Below are 20,953 nucleotides of genomic sequence, written 5' to 3'. Positions count from 1 at the left end.
GGCCACCACCTCCAGCTTCGAATCGGTGAGTTTTATACTCAATTATGACGACAGGTATAATTTATAGTCGCGAGCATAATTGAGTATAAAACCCTGTCAAACCAGCTCCCGTCCATCCCCCTGCCGCCGCCGATCCTCCCGTGGGCAGCGCGCGAACCGTGCCCGATAGCTGCGGGTAAAGTACGAAGGTGACTCAAAACCGCAGGCAATGCTCACTTCCAGCACGCTCATGTCGGTCTGACGCAGCAATTGCCGGGCCTTTTCCAGGCGCAAGCGCAGGTAGAAATTGCTCGGGGTGTCGTTCAGGTGCAGGCGGAACAGCCGCTCGAGCTGGCGGCGGGTAACGCCAATGGACTCGGCCAGTTCAAGGGTACTCAGGGGCGGTTCGCTGTGAGTTTCCATCTCGCCGATGACGTGCACCAGCTTCTTGTTGCGAATGCCGTAGCGGCTGGCGATTTCCATGCGCTGGTGGTCTTTGCGCGGCCGGATGCGCCCCAGCACGAACTGTTCGCTGACCTGGATCGCCAGTTCCGAACCATGGGCCTGGCCGATCAGATCAAGCATTAGGTCGATGGACGCAGTGCCGCCGGCGCAGGTGATGCGGCGACGGTCGATTTCGAACAGTTCCTGGGTCACGCTGAGCTGTGGATAAGATTCCTTGAACGCCTCGATCGCTTCCCAATGCAAGGTCACGCGGTGCCCTTCCAACAGGCCCGCCTCGGCCAGGACCACGCTACCGGTGTCGATGCCGCCGAGGGTCACGCCTTCATTGTCCAAACGATGCAGCCAACGCTCCAGGGCCGGGGTGGCGAATTTCAGTGGTTCGAACCCCGCCACCACCCAGAGCGTCGCGCCCTTCTTCAATGGCTCCAGTGCAGCATCGGCGTTGACCGACATGCCATTGCTCGCCAGCACCGCCCCACCATCGGCGCTCAGCACATGCCAGCGGTACAGCTCGCCACGAAAACGATTGGCGACCCGCAACGGCTCGATGGCCGAAATGAAGCCGATGGCCGAGAAACCCGGCATCAACAAGAAGTAGAAATCCTGGGACATGGAGCGCACTCGGTTGACGGGCAGCGTGCGGACCTTGATACGCCAGTTGCAAGCGACGTTCAAGCGTACAGGTCGCTGCAGTGCAAGAGCACGTCGCCGCTGTGCGTTTTGCCCCGCCCGAGGCTGCGTAACTTGGCATCACCGGCGCGCAGACTCCGGGCCCCATAACAATAAGCTGCCGAGGAACCTGACAATGAAACGACTGATCAGCTACTGCGTTCTTGCACTCAGCGCTACCCAATTCCTGAGCCCGGCCGCCATGGCAGCCGAGCCCGCCGCGTGCCAGAACGTGCGCCTGGGCGTGGTCAACTGGACCGACGTCATCGCCACCAGCGCCCTGACCCAGGTGATGCTCGATGGCCTCGGCTACAAGACCAAGCAGACCAGCGCCTCCCAGCAAATCATTTTCGCTGGCATCCGCGACCAGCGCCTGGACCTGTTCCTGGGCTACTGGAACCCGCTGATGACCCAGACCATCACCCCGTTCGTCGAGGCCAAGCAGGTCAAGGTGCTGGAACAACCCAGCCTCAAGGATGCCCGCGCGACCCTGGCCGTGCCGACCTATCTGGCCGACAAGGGCCTGAAGACCTTCGCCGACATCGCCAAATTCGAAAAAGAACTGGGCGGCAAGATCTACGGCATCGAGCCCGGTTCCGGCGCCAACACCCAGATCAAGGCGATGATCGCCAAGAACCAGTTCGGCCTGGGCAAATTCCAGCTGGTGGAGTCCAGCGAGGCCGGCATGCTCGCCGCCGTGGACCGCGCCGTGCGCCGCAAGGAAGCCGTGGTGTTCTTTGGCTGGGCACCGCACCCGATGAACGTCAACGTGCAAATGACCTACCTCACTGGCAGTGACGACGCTCTCGGCCCGAACGAAGGCATGGCCACCGTATGGACCGTCACCGCGCCGGACTACGCCCAGCAATGCCCGAACGTTGGGCGCTTGCTGAGCAACCTGACCTTCACCGCCGAAGACGAGAGCCGGATGATGCAACCGCTGCTCGATCACAAGGACCCGCTGGAGTCGGCCCGGCAATGGCTCAAGGATCATCCGCAAGACAAGCAGCGCTGGCTCGAAGGCGTGACCACCTTCGACGGCAAGCCCGCTGCCGACAACCTGAAGCTGACCAGCAACTGATCAACCTTTATCCCCCTGCGCAGCACCCATGGCTGCGCAGTGACTCATCACGCCTGAAGGAATCCGCACCATGAACCACGACGTCATCATCACCTGCGCACTCACCGGTGCTGGCGACACGACCGCCAAGAGCCCTCACGTGCCGGTCACCCCGAAACAGATCGCTGCCGCCGCCGTCGAGGCGGCGAAGGCCGGGGCCACGGTGGTCCACTGCCACGTTCGCGATCCCCAGACCGGCAAGTTCAGCCGCGATGTGGCGCTGTACCGCGAAGTGATGGAGCGCATCCGTGAGGCGGACGTCGACATCATCGTCAACCTCACCGCCGGCATGGGTGGCGACCTGGAAATCGGTGCCGGCGAACGACCAATGGAGTTCGGCCCCAACACCGACCTGGTGGGGCCGCTGACCCGCCTGGCCCACGTCGAAGAGCTGTTGCCGGAAATCTGCACCCTGGATTGCGGCACCCTGAACTTCGGCGACGGCGACACCATTTACGTCTCCACCCCGGCGCAACTGCGGGCCGGGGCCAAGCGCATCACTGAACTGGGGGTCAAGGCCGAGCTGGAGATCTTCGACACCGGCCACCTGTGGTTCGCCAAGCAACTGATCAAGGAAGGCCTGCTGGACAACCCGCTGTTCCAACTCTGCCTGGGCATCCCGTGGGGCGCGCCGGCTGACACCACCACCATGAAAGCCATGGTCGACAACCTGCCGGCGGATGCCGTGTGGGCCGGCTTCGGCATCGGTCGCATGCAAATGCCGATGGCCGCGCAGGCGGTGCTGCTGGGAGGCAACGTAAGGGTCGGGTTGGAAGACAACCTCTGGCTGGACAAAGGCGTGCTCGCCACCAACGGCCAACTGGTGGAGCGCGCCAGCGAAATCCTCAGCCGCCTCGGGGCGCGGGTGCTCACGCCGGCTGAGGGCCGCAAGAAAATGGGACTGACCCAGCGCGGCTGACCAAACACTTATCTCCCCCTAGGGACACAACCTGTGGGAGCAAGGCTTGCCCGCGATGACGGTATGTCAGTCGACATCCCTGTTGAATCTACTGCCGGCATCGCGGGCAAGCCTTGCTCCCACAGGGGATCACCGAACTATTTTTTCAGGACATCACTATGAGCTTCATCACCGACATCAAAACCTTCGCCGCTTTGGGCAGCGGTGTGATCGGCAGCGGCTGGGTCAGCCGCGCCCTGGCCCATGGCCTCGACGTGGTCGCCTGGGACCCCGCGCCGGGTGCCGAAGCGGCGCTGCGCAAACGCGTCGCCAACGCCTGGGGCGCGCTGGAAAAACAAGGCCTGGCCCCTGGTGCTTCGCAGGATCGGCTGCGCTTTGTCACGACCATCGAAGAATGCGTACGCGACGCCGATTTCATCCAGGAAAGCGCCCCCGAGCGCCTGGAATTGAAACTCGAGCTGCACGCCCAGATCAGCGCCGCCGCCAAGCCGAACGCGCTGATCGGTTCCAGCACATCGGGGCTGCTGCCGAGCGAATTCTACGAAGGCGCCACCCACCCGGAACGCTGCGTAGTCGGCCACCCGTTCAACCCGGTCTACCTGTTGCCACTGGTGGAAGTGGTGGGCGGCAAAAACACCGCGCCCGAGGCCGTGCAGGCGGCGATGCAGGTGTACGAATCCCTCGGCATGCGGCCACTGCACGTACGCAAGGAAGTACCCGGTTTCATCGCCGACCGCCTGCTCGAGGCGCTGTGGCGCGAAGCCCTGCACCTGGTCAACGACGGCGTGGCCACCACCGGCGAAATCGATGACGCGATCCGTTTCGGTGCCGGCTTGCGCTGGTCGTTCATGGGCACGTTCCTGACCTATACCCTGGCTGGCGGCGATGCCGGCATGCGGCACTTCATGGCCCAGTTCGGCCCGGCGTTACAGCTGCCGTGGACCTACCTGCCAGCGCCGGAGCTGACCGAGAAACTGATCGACGACGTAGTGGACGGGACCAGCGCGCAACTGGGCAGCCACAGCATTTCGGCCCTGGAGCGCTATCGTGATGATTGCCTGCTGGCGGTGCTGGAAGCGGTGAAGACCACCAAGGCCAAGCATGGAATGGCCTTCACCGAGTAACCCCTGGCTTTTTGGGGCCAGCCTATCTGGCCTCATCGCGAGCAGGCTCGCTCCCACAGGGGATTTTCTGGGTGAAATAATAGTGTTCACACCGCCAAATCCCTGTGGGAGCGAGCCTGCTCGCGATAGCGCCAGCCCAGTCACCTCAATTGTCGGACCTGAATCATGCCCACCCTCACCACCTACCAAACCAGCATCCTCCCGGATTGGGTCGATTACAACGGCCACCTGCGCGATGCCTTTTACCTGCTGATCTTCAGCTACGCCACCGACGCGCTGATGGACCGGCTCGGCCTGGACAGCCAGAACCGCGAGGCCAGCGGCCACTCGCTGTTCACCCTCGAACTGCACCTCAATTACCTGCACGAAGTGAAGCTCGACGCCGAAGTGGAGGTGCACACGCAAATCATCGGCCACGACGCCAAGCGCCTGCACCTCTACCACAGCCTGCATCTGGTCGGCGGCGATAAAGAACTGGCTGGCAACGAGCAAATGCTGCTGCACGTCGACCTGGCCGGCCCGCGCTCGGCGCCCTTCACGGAACCGACCCTGGACCGCCTCAAAGCCCTGCTCGACCAACAAGCCAACCTGCCGCCTCCGGCGTACATCGGTCGGGTCATCGCCCTGCCTCCCGCCCGATAAGCCTCGAACAGGAGATCGCCATGAACACCGCTGCCGCTTTTGCCGACTTCCGCCGTTATCCCCTGATCTTCGCATTGACCGCCGCAAGGCCCTTGGCCGACCGGGTGCAAGTCACCTGGGCCGACGGTCGGACCAGCCCCTTTCATCATCAATGGCTGCGGGACAACTGCCCTTGCCCCCAATGCGTCTACAGCGTCACCCGCGAGCAGGTGCTGGAGATCATTGATGTACCCGAAGACTTGGCACCCGCCGCAACCCGCCTCGACGACGAAGGTTGCCTGTGCGTGGATTGGCAGGACGGCCACCAGAGCCGTTTCGACCCGGGCTGGTTGCGCGCCCATGCCTACGACGACCAATCCCGGGCCGAACGCCTGGTGAACAAGCCCAAAAGCCAACTATGGCGCCGTGATCTGCAATTGCCGGTATTCGACTACCGGACGCTGATGGACGATGCCGATGCCTTGCTGCAATGGCTGCTGGCGGTGCGCGACATCGGCCTGACCCAAGTGCGCGGCGTGCCCACCGAACCCGGTTCGCTGAAGCTGATCGCCCAGCGCATTTCGTTCATCCGCGAAAGCAACTTCGGCGTGCTGTTCAATGTGCAATCCAAGGCCGATGCCGACAGCAACGCCTACACCGCTTTCAACCTGCCGCTGCACAGCGACCTGCCAACCCGGGAGCTGCAACCGGGGTTGCAGTTCCTGCATTGCCTGGTGAATGACGCCGAGGGTGGCGAAAGCATTTTTGTCGACGGTTTCGCCATCGCCGAGGCCCTGCGCCAGGAAGATCCCGAGGCCTTTGCTGCGCTGTGCGAAATCCCGGTGGAGTTTCGCAACAAGGACCGCCACAGCGACTACCGCTGCCTGGCGCCGATCATCGCCCTGGATGCCCTGGGACAGGTTGCGGAAATCCGCATGGCGAACTTCCTGCGCGGGCCGTTCGACACCTCGGTCGAGCAGATGCCCAGGCTTTACCGCGCCTATCGCCGCTTCATCGCCCTGACCCGCGAGGCACAATTTCGTTTGGTACAGCGCCTCGAACCCGGCCAGCTTTGGTGCTTCGACAACCGCCGCACCCTCCATGCCCGCAACGCCTTCGACCCAGCCACCGGGGCCCGGCATTTCCAGGGGTGCTATGTGGATCGGGATGAGTTGTTGTCGCGGATTCTGGTGTTGCAAAGGTAGACCGCGTCATCGTTCATCGCGAGCAGGCTCGCTCCCACATTAGATGCTGTGAATGACACAGAACCATTGTGGGAGCGAGCCTGCTCGCGATAGCGGTCTTTCCGGCAACCCATCTCCCCCTGATTCACCGAGGCAAAAAAATCCCCGATCAAGCCGTGACAGGATCGGGGCAGGTGCGTTACTGGAGGAGCTGTCGCGCGAGGGTGACCAAACCATCGTGAATCAGCTTGGAGTCAGTGTGCCCAGTCCAGGCCCGTGCAAGTTAGCCGAAAACGACGCCTCCATAGTCATTCATGACATGGCGACCATTTGCCCTTGCCGCCGCTTCGGGTGGCTACCAGAATCGAGACACGACCCCAATCCCTGAACAAGGAAAAGCGTCATGATGTACGCCGATTTGATCGACCAGGAAGACCTGCTGGGCCACCTCAAGGCCCTGGGGCTGCAAATACCCAGCGGCTCCACCGCCGAACAGGCGTGCGAGTGCGCGGTACGTGGGCTGGACAGGGCCCGCGCCAATGATTTGCGGCGCATGGTCAAGGACATGTACACCAGCAGCGCCACCATCCTGCCGGCTGTGCGTCAGGCGATCGATAAGCAGCTGTTGCCGGCTCTGATGGAGTATCAGCAGAACCACAGCGGCTGATAAACCAAATCGCGAGCAAGCTTTGCTCCCACGGATCTCCGGGGAGCACGCTGTCTACTTCACCCAGAAGACTTCCTGTGGGAGCAAAGCTTGCTCGCGATGAAGGCGCCTCGGTCTAGAGCCTCACACTGGCAAACGTCGACTCATTGCGCGCCTGGCTCAACGCCGACAGCGGGCCTGACAGCGGCGACAGCACCAGCGCCTGTGGCAGCGGCATCATCGCCACCTGTTGCGTGGTGTTGGAGCCTACGCGTTCGTCACGCGGTGGAATGCCGAAGTATTCGCGGTAGCACTTGGAGAAGTGCGGGGTGGAGACGAAGCCGCACACCGAGGCCACCTCGATGATCGACATCGGCGTCTGCTTGAGCAGTTGCCGCGCGCGAATCAGCCGCAACTTGAGGTAATAGCGCGACGGCGAGCAATGCAGGTACTTCTGGAACAGCCGCTCCAACTGACGGCGGGACACGGCGACGTACACCGCCAGTTCGTCCAGGTCGATCGGCTCTTCGAGGTTGGCTTCCATCAGCGCGACAATTTCCTGCAACTTCGGCTGGTTGGTGCCGAGCATGTGCTTGAGCGGCACACGCTGGTGATCCTGCTCGTTGCGGATGCGCTCGTAGACAAACATTTCCGAGATCGCTGCCGACAGTTCGCGACCGTGATCGCGGCTGATCAGGTGCAGCATCATGTCCAGCGGCGCGGTGCCGCCAGAGCTGGTGAAACGGTTACGGTCGAGGGTGAACAGACGGGTGCTCATCGAGACCCGAGGGAAGGCTTCCTGCATCGCCGCCAGGCATTCCCAGTGCACGCTGCAATCGAACCCGTCCAGCAGGCCGGCGCATGCCAGGGCCCAGCTGCCGGTGCAGACCGCACCGAGGCGACGGGATTGACGGGCCTGGCTCTGCAGCCACGACACGTGTTCACGGGTGACCGTGCGCTGGATGCCGATGCCACCACAGACGATGACGGTGTCCAGGGACGGCGCCTTGTGCATGGAGGCGTCGGGGGTGATCTGCAAACCGTCGCTGGCCCAGACCTGGCCGCCATCGACGGTGAGGGTGGTCCAGCGATACAGCTCGCGACCGGACAATTGGTTAGCCATGCGTAGCGGTTCTACCGCGGACGCCAGGGAAATCAGCGTGAAATTGTCCAGCAGCAAAAAGCCGATGGATTGAGGCGCACGGTTCTGGGGTTGAGCCCCGGAGTTGGACGTCGTCATCGCGGTATCTCCTCACACAAAGCGGGTAATGGCCTCAGGCGGAGGCTCTTGTTATTGCCATCATTCTCTTGCCGAGACGGGGCTTTATCGGGATAGAGCAATTGCCATGCCTAAAATTGAATGCGTGTTCAATAAATCCTGAAAACGACATCGCGGCCTGTCTATATAAGGCGTGTGTCGAGTGCGGGTTATAAGCGCCATCAGTGGCGGCAGGCACCTGTCACAGCGGGCTGTGAGCAGATCGGTAGCACTTGTGGGAACTGGGCTGCGCCGCTTGCGCGACGAGTATCACCACAGGTACGGACGACGGACGGTCGAGGGGCGTATGGAGGCAAACCCGACAACCGGTGTCTTGTCTGTTTGCGACGCGCTAAAAGGTGGCGCGTTTGCGGATGGGTGTTCATTTTACGAGCGATTTTCGATCTCGTGAATAAAGGGAATCTGTGTGGGAGCAAAGCTTGCTCGCGAGGACAGTATGTCTGTCGACATCCATGTTGAGTCCACTGCCGCCATCGCGGGCAAGCCTTGCTTCCACAGGGTCCCTCTTGTCACAAAGGGTTGTGCGAACGCAGCTCAGCACTCCACCGCACTGACCGCCAAGCCGCCGCGCGAGGTCTCTTTATATTTGTCATGCATGTCGGCACCGGTATCGCGCATGGTGCGGATCACCCGGTCCAGGGAAATGAAATGCTGGCCATCCCCGCGCAGAGCCATTTGCGCGGCGTTGATGGCTTTCACCGCGGCAATCGCGTTGCGCTCGATGCAGGGCACCTGCACCAGGCCACCCACCGGGTCGCAAGTCAGGCCCAGGTTGTGCTCCAGGCCGATTTCCGCCGCGTTGCACAGCTGTTCCGGCGAGGCCCCGAGGATCTCCGCCAGGCCTGCCGCCGCCATGGCGCAAGCCGATCCCACCTCGCCCTGGCAACCGACTTCGGCACCGGAGATCGACGCGTTCTTCTTGCACAGGATCCCGACGGCCGCCGCACCGAGGAAATAATCCACGACGTTGGCATCGGTGACCGCTTCGCTGAATTTCATGAAGTAATGCAGCACCGCCGGAATGATCCCCGCCGCACCGTTGGTCGGCGCCGTGACCATGCGCCCACCGGCGGCGTTCTCCTCGTTGACCGCCAGGGCGAACAGGTTGACCCATTCCATGGCACTGAGGGTCGAGCCAATGACATTGGGTTTGTTCAGCTCTTGCAGGCTGCGGTGCAACTTGGCCGCACGCCGGCGCACATTCAAACCGCCGGGCAGGATGCCTTCATGCTTGAGGCCCTGTTCGACGCAATCCTGCATGGCCCGCCACAGTTTCATCAGGCCGCTACGAATCTCATCCTCGGAGCGCCAGACCTTTTCGTTGGCCAGCATCAACTCGGCCACCCGCAAGTTGTGGATACGGCACAACTCAAGCAATTCTTCGGCACTGGAGAAATCATAAGGCAGCTCAGTGCTGTCCAGATCCACTACGCCGCTGGAGGCCTGGGCCTGATCGACGACAAAGCCACCGCCCACCGAGTAATAAGTGTCACGGTGCAACTCGCCGTTGGCGCCCTCGGCCACCAGGGTCATGGCATTGGGATGGAATGGCAGGTTCTCGTCGATCAGGCGCATGTCCCGGGACCAGATGAACGGCACCGACAGACGACCGTCGAGCAGCAGGGTCTGGGTTTCGCGCAGCCGCCCGATACGCGGGCCGATCTGCGACGGGTCGATTGCGTCCGGCCACTCGCCCATCAAGCCCATGATCACAGCGTTGTCGCTGCCGTGACCGATACCGGTGGCCGACAGCGAACCAAACAACTGCACCTCGACCCGACGCACGTCATTGAGCAGGGCCTTTGCCTTCAGCGCTTCAACAAACAGCGCCGCCGCACGCATGGGCCCCACGGTGTGGGAGCTGGACGGGCCGATACCGATTTTGAACAAGTCGAAAACGCTGATTGCCATTGCCGATAACCTCCAGAACAGGCACATCCGGGCGCAGGAGCGTCCGGTGACGGAGCTGCTACGCTCAACGCCGGGATGGCCGCATCATCCGGTTTTTACCTGGGGGCCCGACGTCTGACACCGACGCAATCATGCCTGGCAGCGCCGCCCCTTCCCGACCCCGGTTTTGCGCCGTTTTTCTGCGTGTCAGAGGTCCTCCAGGGGCGGAAAAAATCTGTAAACGACGTCACCGACACTGGATGCGACCATCCCTGTACTGGATACGACCCACCCTGTAGGCGTCAGATTTGCACTGGTACATGATCGGTTACGGCTCGTTTGCAAGGCCGCGTGTCAGAGAGTGCCCACGCGCCACCAACCGCAACATCCAATTAAGCGCGGTTGTCCTGACAGGACACTGCCGATAAAACACCAGGAGTCCACCCATGAAAGGTTCCACGTCGTTGTTGTTGGCCGCCATGCTGAGTCTTCCGATGCTGGCCAACGCTGCTGAACCCGAACAGTGCAAAACCGTCAACTTCTCCGATGTCGGCTGGACCGACATCACCGTGACCACCGCCACCACCAGCGTGGTGCTCGACGCTCTGGGCTACAAGACCAAGACCACCATGATTTCCGTGCCGGTGACCTACAAGTCCCTGGCCGACGGCAAGAACATGGACGTATTCCTCGGCAACTGGATGCCGACCATGGAAAACGACATCAAGGCCTACCGCGAAGCCGGCACCGTGGACACCGTGCGCACCAACCTCAAGGGCGCCAAGTACACCCTCGCCGTGCCCCAGGCCTTGTATGACAAGGGCCTGCACGACTTCGCCGACATCCCCAAATTCAAGAAAGAACTGGACGGCAAGATCTACGGGATCGAGCCCGGCAACGACGGCAACCGCCTGATCCAGAGCATGATCGAAAAGAACGCCTTCGGCCTGAAAGACGCCGGCTTCAAAGTCGTCGAATCGAGTGAAGCGGGCATGCTCTCGCAGGTTGACCGCGCCGCCAAGCGTGGCACCGATGTGGTGTTCCTCGGCTGGGCGCCACACCCGATGAACACCCGCTTCAAGATCCAGTACCTGACCGGCGGCGACGACTTCTTCGGCCCCGACTTCGGTGCCGCGACCGTGGCAACCAACACCCGCAAGGGCTACAGCCAGGAATGCAGCAACGTTGGCCAGCTGTTGAAAAACCTGGAGTTCACCGTCGACATGGAAAGCACGCTGATGGGCAACGTGCTCGACGACAAGATGAAGCCTGAGGCCGCCGCCAAGGCCTGGCTGAAGAAAAACCCACAGGTACTCGATACCTGGTTGGCTGGCGTGACCACCATTGACGGTAAACCTGGCCTGGAAGCCGTGAAAGCCAAACTTGCGCAGTAACTGCTTATGTTATGCCGGGCGGGTTCGCTCGCCCGGGCTGTTTATTCCCTTGCATGCGGACGTTCACTACCATGCTCATTGATCAGAAAATACCTTTAGGCCAGTACATCGCCGGCTTCGTTGAATGGTTGACGCAACACGGCGCCAGCACATTCGACGCAATCGCGCTGTTCCTGGAAACGATGATTCACGGCGTGACGTTTGCGCTGACCTGGTTCAACCCGTTGGCCCTGATCGGCCTCATCGCGCTACTGGCGCATTTCATCCAGCGCAAATGGGGCCTGACCGTATTCGTCATCGCGTCTTTCCTGCTGATCCTCAACCTGGGTTACTGGCAAGAGACCATGGAAACCCTCGCCCAGGTGCTGTTCGCGACCCTGGTTTGCGTACTGATCGGCGTGCCGCTGGGCATTGTTGCCGCGCACAAGCCGATGTTCTACACCCTGATGCGTCCGGTACTCGATCTGATGCAGACCGTACCGACCTTCGTTTACCTCATTCCTACCCTGACCCTTTTCGGTCTGGGTGTGGTCCCGGGCCTGATCTCCACGGTGGTGTTCGCGATTGCCGCGCCCATCCGCCTGACCTACCTGGGCATCCGCGACGTTCCGGACGAACTGATGGACGCCGGCAAAGCCTTCGGCTGCTCCCGTCGCCAACTGCTGTCGCGTATCGAACTGCCCCATGCGATGCCGAGCATCGCGGCCGGTATCACCCAGTGCATCATGCTGTCGTTGTCGATGGTGGTGATCGCCGCGCTGGTGGGTGCCGATGGCCTGGGCAAACCCGTGGTCAACGCACTGAACACCGCTGATATCGCCCTGGGCTTCGAAGCCGGCCTGGCGATCGTATTGCTGGCGATCATGCTCGACCGAATCTGCAAGCAACCCGACGCCAAAGTAGGGGGTGACGCATGAGCATAATTCGTTTTGAAGACGTTGACGTGATCTTCGCCAGGGATCCGCGCGAGGCCCTCAAGCTGCTCGACCAGGGCATGACCCGCAACGAAATCCTGAAGAAAACCGGACAAATCGTCGGCGTGGAAAAAGCCAGCCTGGACATCGAGAAAGGCGAAATCTGCGTGTTGATGGGCCTGTCCGGCTCCGGCAAATCCAGCCTGCTGCGCTGCATCAACGGCTTGAACACCGTCAGCCGCGGCAAGCTGTTCGTCGAGCACGAAGGCCGGCAGATCGACATCGCGTCCTGCACCCCCGCCGAACTGAAGATGATGCGCACCAAGCGCATCGCCATGGTGTTCCAGAAGTTCGCCCTGATGCCTTGGCTGACAGTGCGCGAGAACATCAGCTTCGGCCTGGAAATGCAGGGCCGCCCGGAAAAGGAACGGCGCAAGCTGGTGGATGAAAAGCTTGAGCTGGTGGGCCTGACCCAGTGGCGCAACAAGAAGCCCGACGAGTTGTCCGGCGGCATGCAGCAACGGGTCGGCCTGGCCCGCGCCCTGGCGATGGACGCCGACATCCTGCTGATGGACGAACCCTTCTCCGCGCTCGACCCGCTGATCCGCCAGGGCCTGCAGGACGAACTGCTGGAACTGCAACGCAAGCTGAGCAAGACCATCGTGTTCGTCAGCCATGACCTGGACGAAGCCCTGAAGCTGGGCAGCCGCATCGCGATCATGAAAGACGGCCGGATCATCCAGTACAGCAAGCCGGAAGAAATCGTACTGAACCCGGCGGACGACTACGTGCGCACTTTCGTCGCCCACACCAACCCGCTCAACGTCCTCTGCGGTCGCAGCCTCATGCGCACCCTGGACAACTGCAAGCGCATCAACGGTTCGGTGTGCCTGGACCCGGGCGGCGACTCCTGGCTCGACCTGGCCGAGGGCAACACCATCAAGGGCGCCCGGCAGAACGGCGCGGCGCTGGACCTGCAAAACTGGGTACCCGGCCAAGCCGTCGAGGAACTGGGCCGCCGTCCGACCCTGGTGGACTCCAACATCGGCATGCGCGACGCCTTGCAGATCCGCTACCAGACCGGCAACAAACTGGTGCTCCACGATAACCAGAAAGTCGTCGGGATCCTGGGCGACAGCGAGCTGTACCACGCACTGCTCGGCAAGAACCTGGGCTGAGCCCACAGACAAAAACGCCGCGAGATGTTCGCGGCGTTTTTGTTTGTGTGGTGCTAACGGCTAACAACTCTGGGGCTGCTTCGCAGCCCAACGGGGCGGTGCGACGTTTCGCTAAATCCCCTCACCACAACAGTATTCCAGCTATCAAGCGCATTAAGCCTACATGCCAACCGACGAGTGTTATAAAGACATCCCCAAAAGTCCTCGCCCCGGTAAACAGCGACGACTTGTCATAGAATTTATTTTTTGTTGATTGAACGTTCAATCAAAACAAAATAGACTGGCTTTCATTCCGGCAAACGACATTCGTGCGCCGGATGGCCTAAGGAGATGTGCTAGATGCCCAAGGTCGGTATGCAACCCATCCGCCGTCAACAATTGATCGAAGCCACGTTGCAAGCGGTCGATCAGGTCGGCATGGGGGACGCCAGCATTGCGCTGATCGCCCGTTTGGCCGGTGTTTCCAACGGGATCATCAGTCACTACTTTCAGGACAAGAATGGCCTGATCGCGGCCACGGCCCAGTACCTGATGACTGTCCTGAGCGAGAACGTCACCGCGCGCCGCCAGGCGCTCGAGGACTCGAGCCCACGGGCTCACCTGAAGGTGATCATCGAAGGCAACTTCGACGCCAGCCAGGTCAACGGCCCGGCAATGAAAACCTGGTTGGCCTTCTGGGCCACCAGCATGCATCACCCGTCATTGCACAGGTTGCAGCGGATCAACGACCACCGCCTGTACTCCAACCTGTGTTGCCAGTTCCGCCGCGTGTTGTCCCTCGATGAGGCCCGCAGCGCGGCACGGGGCCTGGCCGCGCTGATTGACGGTTTGTGGCTGCGCGGAGCGCTGTCGGGAGACGCGTTCGATACCGCCCAGGCGCACCGGATCGCTTACGAATACATGGATTTCCAACTGGCCAAGGCAGGGGTATCAGAGCACACAGAACCGCTCGGCTCCTGAACCGTCGCCGAACCGCGTAGTCAGCTATAGACGACACGCTCGGTGGCCAGCCAACCACTTTATGCACTTGCGAGGACTTTATGGCCCGTTTCGAACTGCAAAAACTCTACATCGATGGCGCGTACAGCGATGCCAGCGGCGATGCCACTTTCGAAGCCATCAACCCTGCCAACGGTGAAGTTCTTGCCCAGGTGCAGCGCGCCACGTTCGAGGACGTCGAGCGCGCCGTGGTCAGCGCCGAGAAGGGTCAGAAGGTCTGGGCCGCCATGACCGCCATGCAGCGTTCGCGCATCCTGCGTCGCGCGGTGGAAATCCTGCGCGAGCGCAACGATGAGCTGGCCGCCCTGGAAACCCTCGACACCGGCAAGGCTTATTCCGAAACCCGCTATGTCGACATCGTCACCGGCGCCGACGTGCTGGAATACTACGCCGGCCTGGTGCCTGCCATCGAAGGCGAGCAGGTGCCGCTGCGCACCACGTCGTTCGTCTACACCCGCCGCGAGCCCCTGGGCGTGGTGGCCGGTATCGGCGCGTGGAACTACCCGATCCAGATCGCCCTGTGGAAATCCGCCCCGGCCCTGGCAGCCGGTAACGCGATGATCTTCAAGCCGAGCGAAGTCACCTCGCTGACCACCCTGAAACTGGCCGAGATCTACACCGAAGCCGGCGTTCCAGCGGGTGTGTTCAACGTACTGACCGGCAGCGGCCGCGAAGTCGGCACCTGGCTGACCGAACACCCGCGCATCGAGAAAATCTCCTTTACCGGCGGCACCGACACCGGCAAGAAAGTCATGGCCAGCGCCTCGAGTTCTTCGCTCAAGGACGTGACCATGGAACTGGGCGGCAAGTCACCGCTGATCATCTTCGACGATGCCGACCTGGATCGCGCCGCCGACACCGCGATGATGGCCAACTTCTACAGCTCCGGCCAGGTCTGCACCAACGGTACCCGCGTGTTCGTGCCGAGCCACCTCAAGGCCGCCTTCGAGGCCAAGATCGCCGAGCGCGTGGCGCGCATCCGCATCGGTAATCCAGAGGACGAAAACACCAACTTCGGCCCGCTGGTGAGCTTCGCCCACATGGAAAGCGTGTTGGGCTACATCGAGAAAGGCAAGGCCGAGGGCGCGCGCCTGCTGTGCGGCGGCGGGCGCTTGACCGACGGCGAATTGGCCAAGGGCGCGTTCGTCGCTCCCACCGTGTTCACCGACTGCACCGACGAGATGACCATCGTGCGTGAAGAAATCTTCGGCCCGGTGATGAGCATCCTCACCTATGAAACCGAAGAAGAAGTGATCCGCCGCGCCAACGACACCGACTTCGGCCTGGCCGCCGGCGTCGTCACCCGCGACCTGAACCGCGCCCACCGCGTGATCCACCAGCTCGAGGCCGGTATCTGCTGGATCAACGCCTGGGGCGAATCGGCGGCTGAAATGCCGGTTGGCGGCTACAAGCAATCGGGCGTGGGCCGGGAGAACGGCATCAGCTCGCTGAACAACTTCACACGCATCAAATCGGTACAGGTCGAACTGGGCGATTACGCGTCGGTGTTCTGATCTGACACCGAGCCTGAGGCCGGGGCCTTGTGTGGCGAGGGGAGCTTGCTCCCGCTGGGCCGCGAAGCGGCCCCGACTTCAGGCTCCAAGCTCATCCAGACAGAACACGGCCGCCCTGTTTGCGACTGCTGCGCAGCCGAGCGGGAGCAAGCTCCCTCGCCACGGAGAACGTGGCACTCGAGGAGCGCGACCTGAACCCAATTCAAAAAGAGGGTGCATTTTCATGTCCCAAGAATTCGATTACATCATCATCGGTGCCGGCTCGGCCGGTAACACCCCTGGCCACTCGCCTGACCGAGGATGAAGGCGTCACCGTCCTGTTGCTTGAAGCCGGCGGCCCGGACTATCGCCTGGACTTCCGCACGCAAATGCCCGCCGCCCTGGCCTTCCCGCTGCAAGGCCGGCGCTACAACTGGGCCTACGAGACCGACCCGGAGCCGCACATGAACGGCCGTCGCATGGAATGCGGGCGCGGCAAGGGCCTGGGCGGTTCGTCGTTGATCAACGGCATGTGCTACATCCGCGGCAACGCCCTGGACTATGACAACTGGGCCAAACTGCCGGGCCTGGAAGACTGGACCTACCTGGATTGCCTGCCGTATTTCCGCAAAGCCGAAACCCGCGACATCGGCCCGAACGACTATCACGGCGGTGATGGCCCGGTCAGCGTGACCACGCCCAAGGCCGGCAACAACCCGCTGTTCCAAGCCATGGTCGAAGCCGGCGTGCAGGCCGGTTACCCGCGTACCGAAGACCTCAACGGCTACCAGCAGGAAGGTTTCGGCCCTATGGACCGTACCGTCACGCCCAACGGCCGTCGCGCCAGTACCGCGCGCGGTTACCTGGATATCGCCAAGAAGCGCTCGACCCTGACCATCGTCACCCACGCCCTGACCGACAAGATCCTGTTCGAAGGCAAGCGCGCGGTCGGCGTACGTTACCTGGTGGGCGCGGCCGAAGAGCGCGTCGAAGCCCGGGCACGCAAGGAAGTGCTGCTGTGCTCCGGCGCCATCGCCTCGCCGCAGATCCTGCAACGCTCCGGCGTCGGTCCGGCCAAATTGCTGGAAAGCCTCGACATCCCGGTGGTCCACGACCTGCCAGGCGTCGGTGAAAACCTGCAGGATCACCTGGAACTGTACCTGCAATACGCCTGTACCCAACCGGTCTCGCTGTACCCGTCGCTGCTCTGGTACAACCAGCCGGCCATCGGTGCCGAATGGCTGTTCAACGGCACCGGCATTGGCGCCAGCAACCAGTTCGAGGCTGGCGGTTTCATCCGCACCCGCCCGGAATTCGATTGGCCGAACATCCAGTATCACTTCCTGCCGGTGGCGATTAACTACAACGGCAGCAACGGTGTGAAGGAGCACGGTTTCCAGGCACACATGGGCTCCATGCGCTCGCCGAGCCGTGGGCGGATCCAGGCCAAGTCCAAGGACCCACGTCAGCACCCGAGCATCCTGTTCAACTACATGGCCACCGAACAGGACTGGCAGGAGTTTCGCGACGGCATCCGCCTGACCCGCGAGATCATGCAGCAGCCGGCGCTCGATCCGTTCCGGGGTCGCGAGATCAGCCCGGGCATCGAGGTGCAGACGGACGCGCAACTGGACCAGTTCATCCGTGAACACGCCGAAACCGCGTTCCACCCGTCCTGCTCGTGCAAGATGGGCACCGATGACATGGCGGTGGTGGACGGCGAAGGCCGCGTGCATGGCATGCAAGGGTTGCGCGTGGTCGATGCCTCGATCATGCCGATCATCACCACCGGCAACCTGAACGCGCCGACGATCATGATCGCCGAGAAAATCGCCGACAAGATCCGTGGCCGCAAACCCCCTGCCACGCAGCACTGCGCCGTACTACGTGGCTGGTGATGCGCCGGTGCGCGGCAAGCCAATGCGCGAAGTGGGGCCTATGGCGCAGTAAGACATCACACCGCCATCGCGAGCAGGCTCGCTCCCACAGGAGGATTGGTGGTGGCCGCAGATTTTGTGGTCACCAAAGATCCACTGTGGGAGCGAGCCTGCTCGCGATGGCACCCGACCTGGCATCGTAAATCCCCATCTTCCTTGATCCCTCCCCCACCCCAGGCCTACTCTAGAGCCACCGCGTCAATACGCCACACGCCGCTGCACCGCCACTCCAGACAAGGAGGTTCCATGTTCGACTTCCACCCCCAGCTCAAGCAGCGTTTTGCTGCCTTGCGCACGGGCGCTGAATTCTTTTCCCCTGCGTTACGTGCGCGAGTCCGGCCAGCACTTGTCGGTGCGCAAGAATGTCGCCGAACCGCCCAGCCTAAGCCGTGATGAAGGTGCGATGCTCACCGCACGGGTCAACGGGGTCGAGGCGTATGCCGCTACCAACGACCTGTCCCAGGCCGGCCTGCAAGCGGCGCTGGAACAGGCCGAACGACACGCTCGCGGGCTCAAGCCCCACGCCCTGCTCGACCTGCGCGAGCAAGCGGTGTCCAGCGACCGCGCTGATTACTTCTCGCCGAATTTCGACCAGACCTTTCCTGCCCTGAGCGACTGCTACCAATTGCTCGGCGACGAATCGGCCGCAGTCCCCCAGGACGAACGCCTGGTGAACTGGCAGGCCAGCATCGGCCTGACCCAGGTCGAGCAGATCTACCTCAACAGTGCCGGCGCTGAACTGCGCCAGGCCCAACGCTTCATCTACCCGGCCCTGGAAGTCACCGCCTTCGACGGCCACGACAGCCAGACCCGCACCCTGGGGCGGGAAAATTTCGGCCAGCAAGGCGGCTTCGATGTGATCAGCCGCTGCGGCCTGATCGGTGCCGGGCTGAAAATCGCCGACCAGGCCCTGCAATTGCTGATGGCGCCGAACACGCCGCAAGGCCCCCGCGACCTGCTGCTGATGCCCGACCAGATGATGCTGCAGATCCACGAGTCCATCGGTCATCCGCTGGAGCTGGACCGCATCCTGGGAGACGAGCGCAATTACGCTGGCACCAGTTTCATCAAGGCCAGCGACTTCGGGCACCTGCAATATGGCTCCAGCCTGCTGAACGTCACCTTCGACCCGGATATCCCCGAGGAATTGGCCAGCTACAGCCATGACGACGAGGGCACTGCCGCCAGCAAACAGTTCCTGATCCGTGATGGCCTGCTGCTGCGGCCATTGGGCGGTGCGCTGTCGCAATTCCGCGCGGGCCTTGCCGGTGTCGCCAACAGCCGCGCCTGCGGCTGGAATCGTCCGCCCATCGACCGCATGGCGAACCTGAACATCGAACCTGGCGACCAGACCCTGGAGCAACTGATCCAGGGCACCGAGCACGGCGTGCTGATGCGTACCAACCGCTCCTGGTCCATCGATGATGCCCGCAACAAGTTCCAGTTCGGCTGCGAGTGGGGCCAGTTGATCGAGAACGGCGAGCTCAAGGGCGTGGTGAAGAACCCCAACTACCGCGGCATTTCCGCGCAGTTCTGGAAGAGCCTGCGCGCCGTGGGCGATGCCAGCACCTTCCAGGTCCTCGGCACGCCGAACTGTGGCAAGGGCGAACCGAACCAGGTCATCCGCGTCGGCCATGCCTCGCCGGCCTGTGTGTTCAGCAACGTTGATGTGTTTGGGGGAGATGCCTGATGAGCTCCGAGAATATGAGCACCGTCAAGAATCAGGCCGAGGCATTCAAGGTTTTGGTCGACTGGCTCCGCGCTGCGCTGCATGAGCCTGAACAGTTCACCCTCGGCTACGCCGCCGAGTCCTCGGCCTTCGTGCGCTTCAACCACGGCAAGGTGCGCCAGGCCGGGCAGGTGCAACAGGCCAATGTCAGTTTCAAACTGATCGACGACGGCCGCCACGCCGACCTGCAGATCACCTTGTCCGGCAACACCGAGACCGATCTGCAACGCCTGGCCGAAGGCCTGCAACAGCTGCGCGAAACCTTGCCGCTGCTGCCCCGCGATCCGTATCTGCTGCTCAACCCCAACCACTGGCAGAGCCATAACGTGCAGGACCATCCGTTGCCGGATACCGAGCAGGCCGTGGCTGAAATCACTCGCGCCGCCGCAGGCCTGGACCTGGTGGGTTTCTACGCCGCCGGGCCCATCAGCCGAGGCTTCGCCAGTTCCTCGGGCGCGTTCGGCTGGCATCAGGCCAACAGCTTCAACTTCGATTTCAGCCTGTTCCATGAAAACGGCCAGGCAGTGAAAGCCAGCTACGCCGGGCATGTCTGGAGCAGCGAAGGATTTGCCCGGCGCTTCGAGCAGGCCCGCGAGCAATTGGCGTTTCTCGGCCGCCCGCTGCGCACGCTGGCGCCCGGCGAATACCGCGCCTACCTGGCACCGGCCGCCCTGGAAGAAATCATGGGCATGCTCAGTTGGGGAGGATTCTCGGCCCGGGCGATTGCCAGCAAGCAGAGCCCGTTGCAGAAGTTCTACGCCAACGAAGCCAGCCTGAGCCCCGACGTATGGCTGAGCGAGCAGGTCAGCGGCTCCTTGAGCCCGGCGTTTTCCGACGAAGGTTATCCCCGCGATGACCTGGCGCTGATCGCCACGGGCACGGCCAACGCACGGCTGGTCAACTCCCGCAGCGCCGCCGAATACGGCCTCGCCGCCAATGGCGCCAGCAGCTACGAGTACCCCACCGCGCTGGACATGCAGGGCGGGCAACTGGCGCAAAAAGACATCCTCGAACAACTTGGCACCGGGCTGTACATCAGCAACCTCTGGTACCTGAACTACTCGGACCAACCGGCCGCCCGCCTGACCGGCATGACTCGCTTCGCCACGTTCTGGGTCGAGAACGGCCAGATCGTGGCGCCGGTCAGTACCATGCGCTTCGACGACAGCGTCTACAGCCTGCTCGGCTCACAACTCGAAGGCCTGACCCGGGAGCGGGAACTGCTGCTCTCGGCCAGCACCTACAGCCAGCGGGCCACGGCTTCGATGCTGTTGCCGGGGGCGCTGGTCAAGCGGTTGACCCTGACCCTGTAAAAAGCATCGCGGGCAAGCCTTGCTCCCACAGGATGTGCGCCATGCATGTGGGAGCAAGGCTTGCCCGCGATGAAGCCACCATCAACACCGGACACAAACA

The 20,953-nt window shown here is 62.4% G+C and carries 15 protein-coding genes and 2 pseudogenes; 14 read left to right on the top strand and 3 right to left on the bottom strand.

The window, feature by feature from the left end; genetic code table 11:
• Positions 1-96: 96 nt before the first annotated feature.
• Positions 97-1,056 carry a GlxA family transcriptional regulator gene (locus tag GN234_RS20700; protein WP_109755050.1) on the bottom strand — a complete coding sequence of 320 codons (960 nt, stop codon included), beginning with the start codon at positions 1,054-1,056 and terminating at the stop codon, positions 97-99.
• 193 nt (positions 1,057-1,249) lie between these two features.
• On the opposite strand from GN234_RS20700, the gene GN234_RS20695 reads away from it, so the two are divergent.
• The 6 genes from GN234_RS20695 to GN234_RS20670 all read left to right on the top strand — a co-directional run bounded on the left by GN234_RS20695 (position 1,250) and on the right by GN234_RS20670 (position 6,748).
• Complete coding sequence (locus GN234_RS20695; protein WP_176688992.1) at positions 1,250-2,194, top strand: choline ABC transporter substrate-binding protein; 945 nt, start codon at positions 1,250-1,252, stop codon at positions 2,192-2,194.
• A gap of 70 nt (positions 2,195-2,264) precedes the next feature.
• Positions 2,265-3,152, top strand: a complete 888-nt coding sequence (locus GN234_RS20690) for a beta-keto acid cleavage family enzyme (protein WP_109755052.1) — start codon at positions 2,265-2,267, stop codon at positions 3,150-3,152.
• Between the two features lie 158 nt (positions 3,153-3,310).
• Positions 3,311-4,276 carry an L-carnitine dehydrogenase gene (locus GN234_RS20685; protein WP_109755053.1) on the top strand — a complete coding sequence of 322 codons (966 nt, stop codon included), beginning with the start codon at positions 3,311-3,313 and terminating at the stop codon, positions 4,274-4,276.
• Positions 4,277-4,441: 165 nt separating this feature from the next.
• A complete protein-coding gene (locus tag GN234_RS20680; protein WP_176688991.1) occupies positions 4,442-4,918 on the top strand; it encodes a thioesterase family protein in 477 nt (158 codons plus the stop codon).
• 20 nt (positions 4,919-4,938) lie between these two features.
• The gene (locus tag GN234_RS20675) at positions 4,939-6,102 is read left to right on the top strand and encodes a gamma-butyrobetaine dioxygenase (protein WP_176688990.1); all 1,164 of its coding nucleotides are present in this window, start codon (positions 4,939-4,941) and stop codon (positions 6,100-6,102) included.
• 382 nt (positions 6,103-6,484) lie between these two features.
• Positions 6,485-6,748 (top strand): hypothetical protein, encoded by a 264-nt coding sequence (locus GN234_RS20670; RefSeq protein ID WP_109755056.1) that lies wholly within the window; start codon positions 6,485-6,487, stop codon positions 6,746-6,748.
• Positions 6,749-6,863: 115 nt separating this feature from the next.
• Here the strand turns inward: GN234_RS20670 and gbdR are convergent, their stop codons facing one another.
• Positions 6,864-7,967: a choline metabolism transcriptional regulator GbdR gene (gene gbdR, locus GN234_RS20665; RefSeq protein WP_039590608.1), complete on the bottom strand. Its 1,104-nt coding sequence runs from the start codon at positions 7,965-7,967 to the stop codon at positions 6,864-6,866.
• Positions 7,968-8,540: 573 nt separating this feature from the next.
• On the bottom strand, positions 8,541-9,917 hold the full coding sequence (locus GN234_RS20660) for an L-serine ammonia-lyase (protein ID WP_176688989.1): 1,377 nt from the start codon (positions 9,915-9,917) through the stop codon (positions 8,541-8,543).
• A 425-nt stretch (positions 9,918-10,342) separates the two neighbouring features.
• Between GN234_RS20660 and GN234_RS20655 the strand changes: the two genes are divergently transcribed.
• The 8 genes and pseudogenes from GN234_RS20655 to GN234_RS20620 all read left to right on the top strand — a co-directional run bounded on the left by GN234_RS20655 (position 10,343) and on the right by GN234_RS20620 (position 20,853).
• Positions 10,343-11,290 (top strand): choline ABC transporter substrate-binding protein, encoded by a 948-nt coding sequence (locus tag GN234_RS20655; RefSeq protein WP_109755058.1) that lies wholly within the window; start codon positions 10,343-10,345, stop codon positions 11,288-11,290.
• 71 nt (positions 11,291-11,361) lie between these two features.
• Positions 11,362-12,207 carry a choline ABC transporter permease subunit gene (choW, locus tag GN234_RS20650; RefSeq protein WP_003206355.1) on the top strand — a complete coding sequence of 282 codons (846 nt, stop codon included), beginning with the start codon at positions 11,362-11,364 and terminating at the stop codon, positions 12,205-12,207.
• The gene (choV, locus tag GN234_RS20645) at positions 12,204-13,382 is read left to right on the top strand and encodes a choline ABC transporter ATP-binding protein (RefSeq protein ID WP_109755059.1); all 1,179 of its coding nucleotides are present in this window, start codon (positions 12,204-12,206) and stop codon (positions 13,380-13,382) included. The genes choW and choV overlap by 4 nt, the downstream gene beginning before the upstream one ends.
• 339 nt (positions 13,383-13,721) lie before the next feature.
• Positions 13,722-14,342: a transcriptional regulator BetI gene (betI, locus tag GN234_RS20640; RefSeq protein WP_109755060.1), complete on the top strand. Its 621-nt coding sequence runs from the start codon at positions 13,722-13,724 to the stop codon at positions 14,340-14,342.
• 80 nt (positions 14,343-14,422) lie between these two features.
• Positions 14,423-15,895 carry a betaine-aldehyde dehydrogenase gene (betB, locus tag GN234_RS20635; protein WP_176688988.1) on the top strand — a complete coding sequence of 491 codons (1,473 nt, stop codon included), beginning with the start codon at positions 14,423-14,425 and terminating at the stop codon, positions 15,893-15,895.
• 223 nt (positions 15,896-16,118) lie between these two features.
• Positions 16,119-17,824 (top strand): annotated as a pseudogene (gene betA, locus GN234_RS20630) (choline dehydrogenase).
• Between the two features lie 233 nt (positions 17,825-18,057).
• Positions 18,058-19,501, top strand: a pseudogene (locus GN234_RS20625) (TldD/PmbA family protein).
• A 14-nt stretch (positions 19,502-19,515) separates the two neighbouring features.
• Positions 19,516-20,853, top strand: coding sequence for a TldD/PmbA family protein (locus GN234_RS20620; RefSeq protein ID WP_176689614.1), 1,338 nt, complete (start codon positions 19,516-19,518; stop codon positions 20,851-20,853).
• Positions 20,854-20,953: the final 100 nt, after the last annotated feature.

Origin of the sequence: Pseudomonas bijieensis (assembly GCF_013347965.1) — a bacterium.
Taxonomy (GTDB): Bacteria; Pseudomonadota; Gammaproteobacteria; order Pseudomonadales; family Pseudomonadaceae; genus Aquipseudomonas; species Aquipseudomonas bijieensis.
The sequence above is the reverse complement of the archived record's forward strand: the minus strand, read 5'-3'. Positions and strand labels throughout refer to the sequence as shown.

Bases quoted from the DNA above. Each gene is read 5' to 3' on its own strand.
- GN234_RS20700 (WP_109755050.1), bottom strand. From the start codon at position 1,056: ATGTCCCAGGATTTCTACTTCTTGTTGATGCCGGGTTTCTCGGCCATC.
- GN234_RS20695 (WP_176688992.1), top strand. From the start codon at position 1,250: ATGAAACGACTGATCAGCTACTGCGTTCTTGCACTCAGCGCTACCCAA.
- GN234_RS20690 (WP_109755052.1), top strand. From the start codon at position 2,265: ATGAACCACGACGTCATCATCACCTGCGCACTCACCGGTGCTGGCGAC.
- GN234_RS20685 (WP_109755053.1), top strand. From the start codon at position 3,311: ATGAGCTTCATCACCGACATCAAAACCTTCGCCGCTTTGGGCAGCGGT.
- GN234_RS20680 (WP_176688991.1), top strand. From the start codon at position 4,442: ATGCCCACCCTCACCACCTACCAAACCAGCATCCTCCCGGATTGGGTC.
- GN234_RS20675 (WP_176688990.1), top strand. From the start codon at position 4,939: ATGAACACCGCTGCCGCTTTTGCCGACTTCCGCCGTTATCCCCTGATC.
- GN234_RS20670 (WP_109755056.1), top strand. From the start codon at position 6,485: ATGATGTACGCCGATTTGATCGACCAGGAAGACCTGCTGGGCCACCTC.
- gbdR (WP_039590608.1), bottom strand. From the start codon at position 7,967: ATGACGACGTCCAACTCCGGGGCTCAACCCCAGAACCGTGCGCCTCAA.
- GN234_RS20660 (WP_176688989.1), bottom strand. From the start codon at position 9,917: ATGGCAATCAGCGTTTTCGACTTGTTCAAAATCGGTATCGGCCCGTCC.
- GN234_RS20655 (WP_109755058.1), top strand. From the start codon at position 10,343: ATGAAAGGTTCCACGTCGTTGTTGTTGGCCGCCATGCTGAGTCTTCCG.
- choW (WP_003206355.1), top strand. From the start codon at position 11,362: ATGCTCATTGATCAGAAAATACCTTTAGGCCAGTACATCGCCGGCTTC.
- choV (WP_109755059.1), top strand. From the start codon at position 12,204: ATGAGCATAATTCGTTTTGAAGACGTTGACGTGATCTTCGCCAGGGAT.
- betI (WP_109755060.1), top strand. From the start codon at position 13,722: ATGCCCAAGGTCGGTATGCAACCCATCCGCCGTCAACAATTGATCGAA.
- betB (WP_176688988.1), top strand. From the start codon at position 14,423: ATGGCCCGTTTCGAACTGCAAAAACTCTACATCGATGGCGCGTACAGC.
- GN234_RS20620 (WP_176689614.1), top strand. From the start codon at position 19,516: ATGAGCACCGTCAAGAATCAGGCCGAGGCATTCAAGGTTTTGGTCGAC.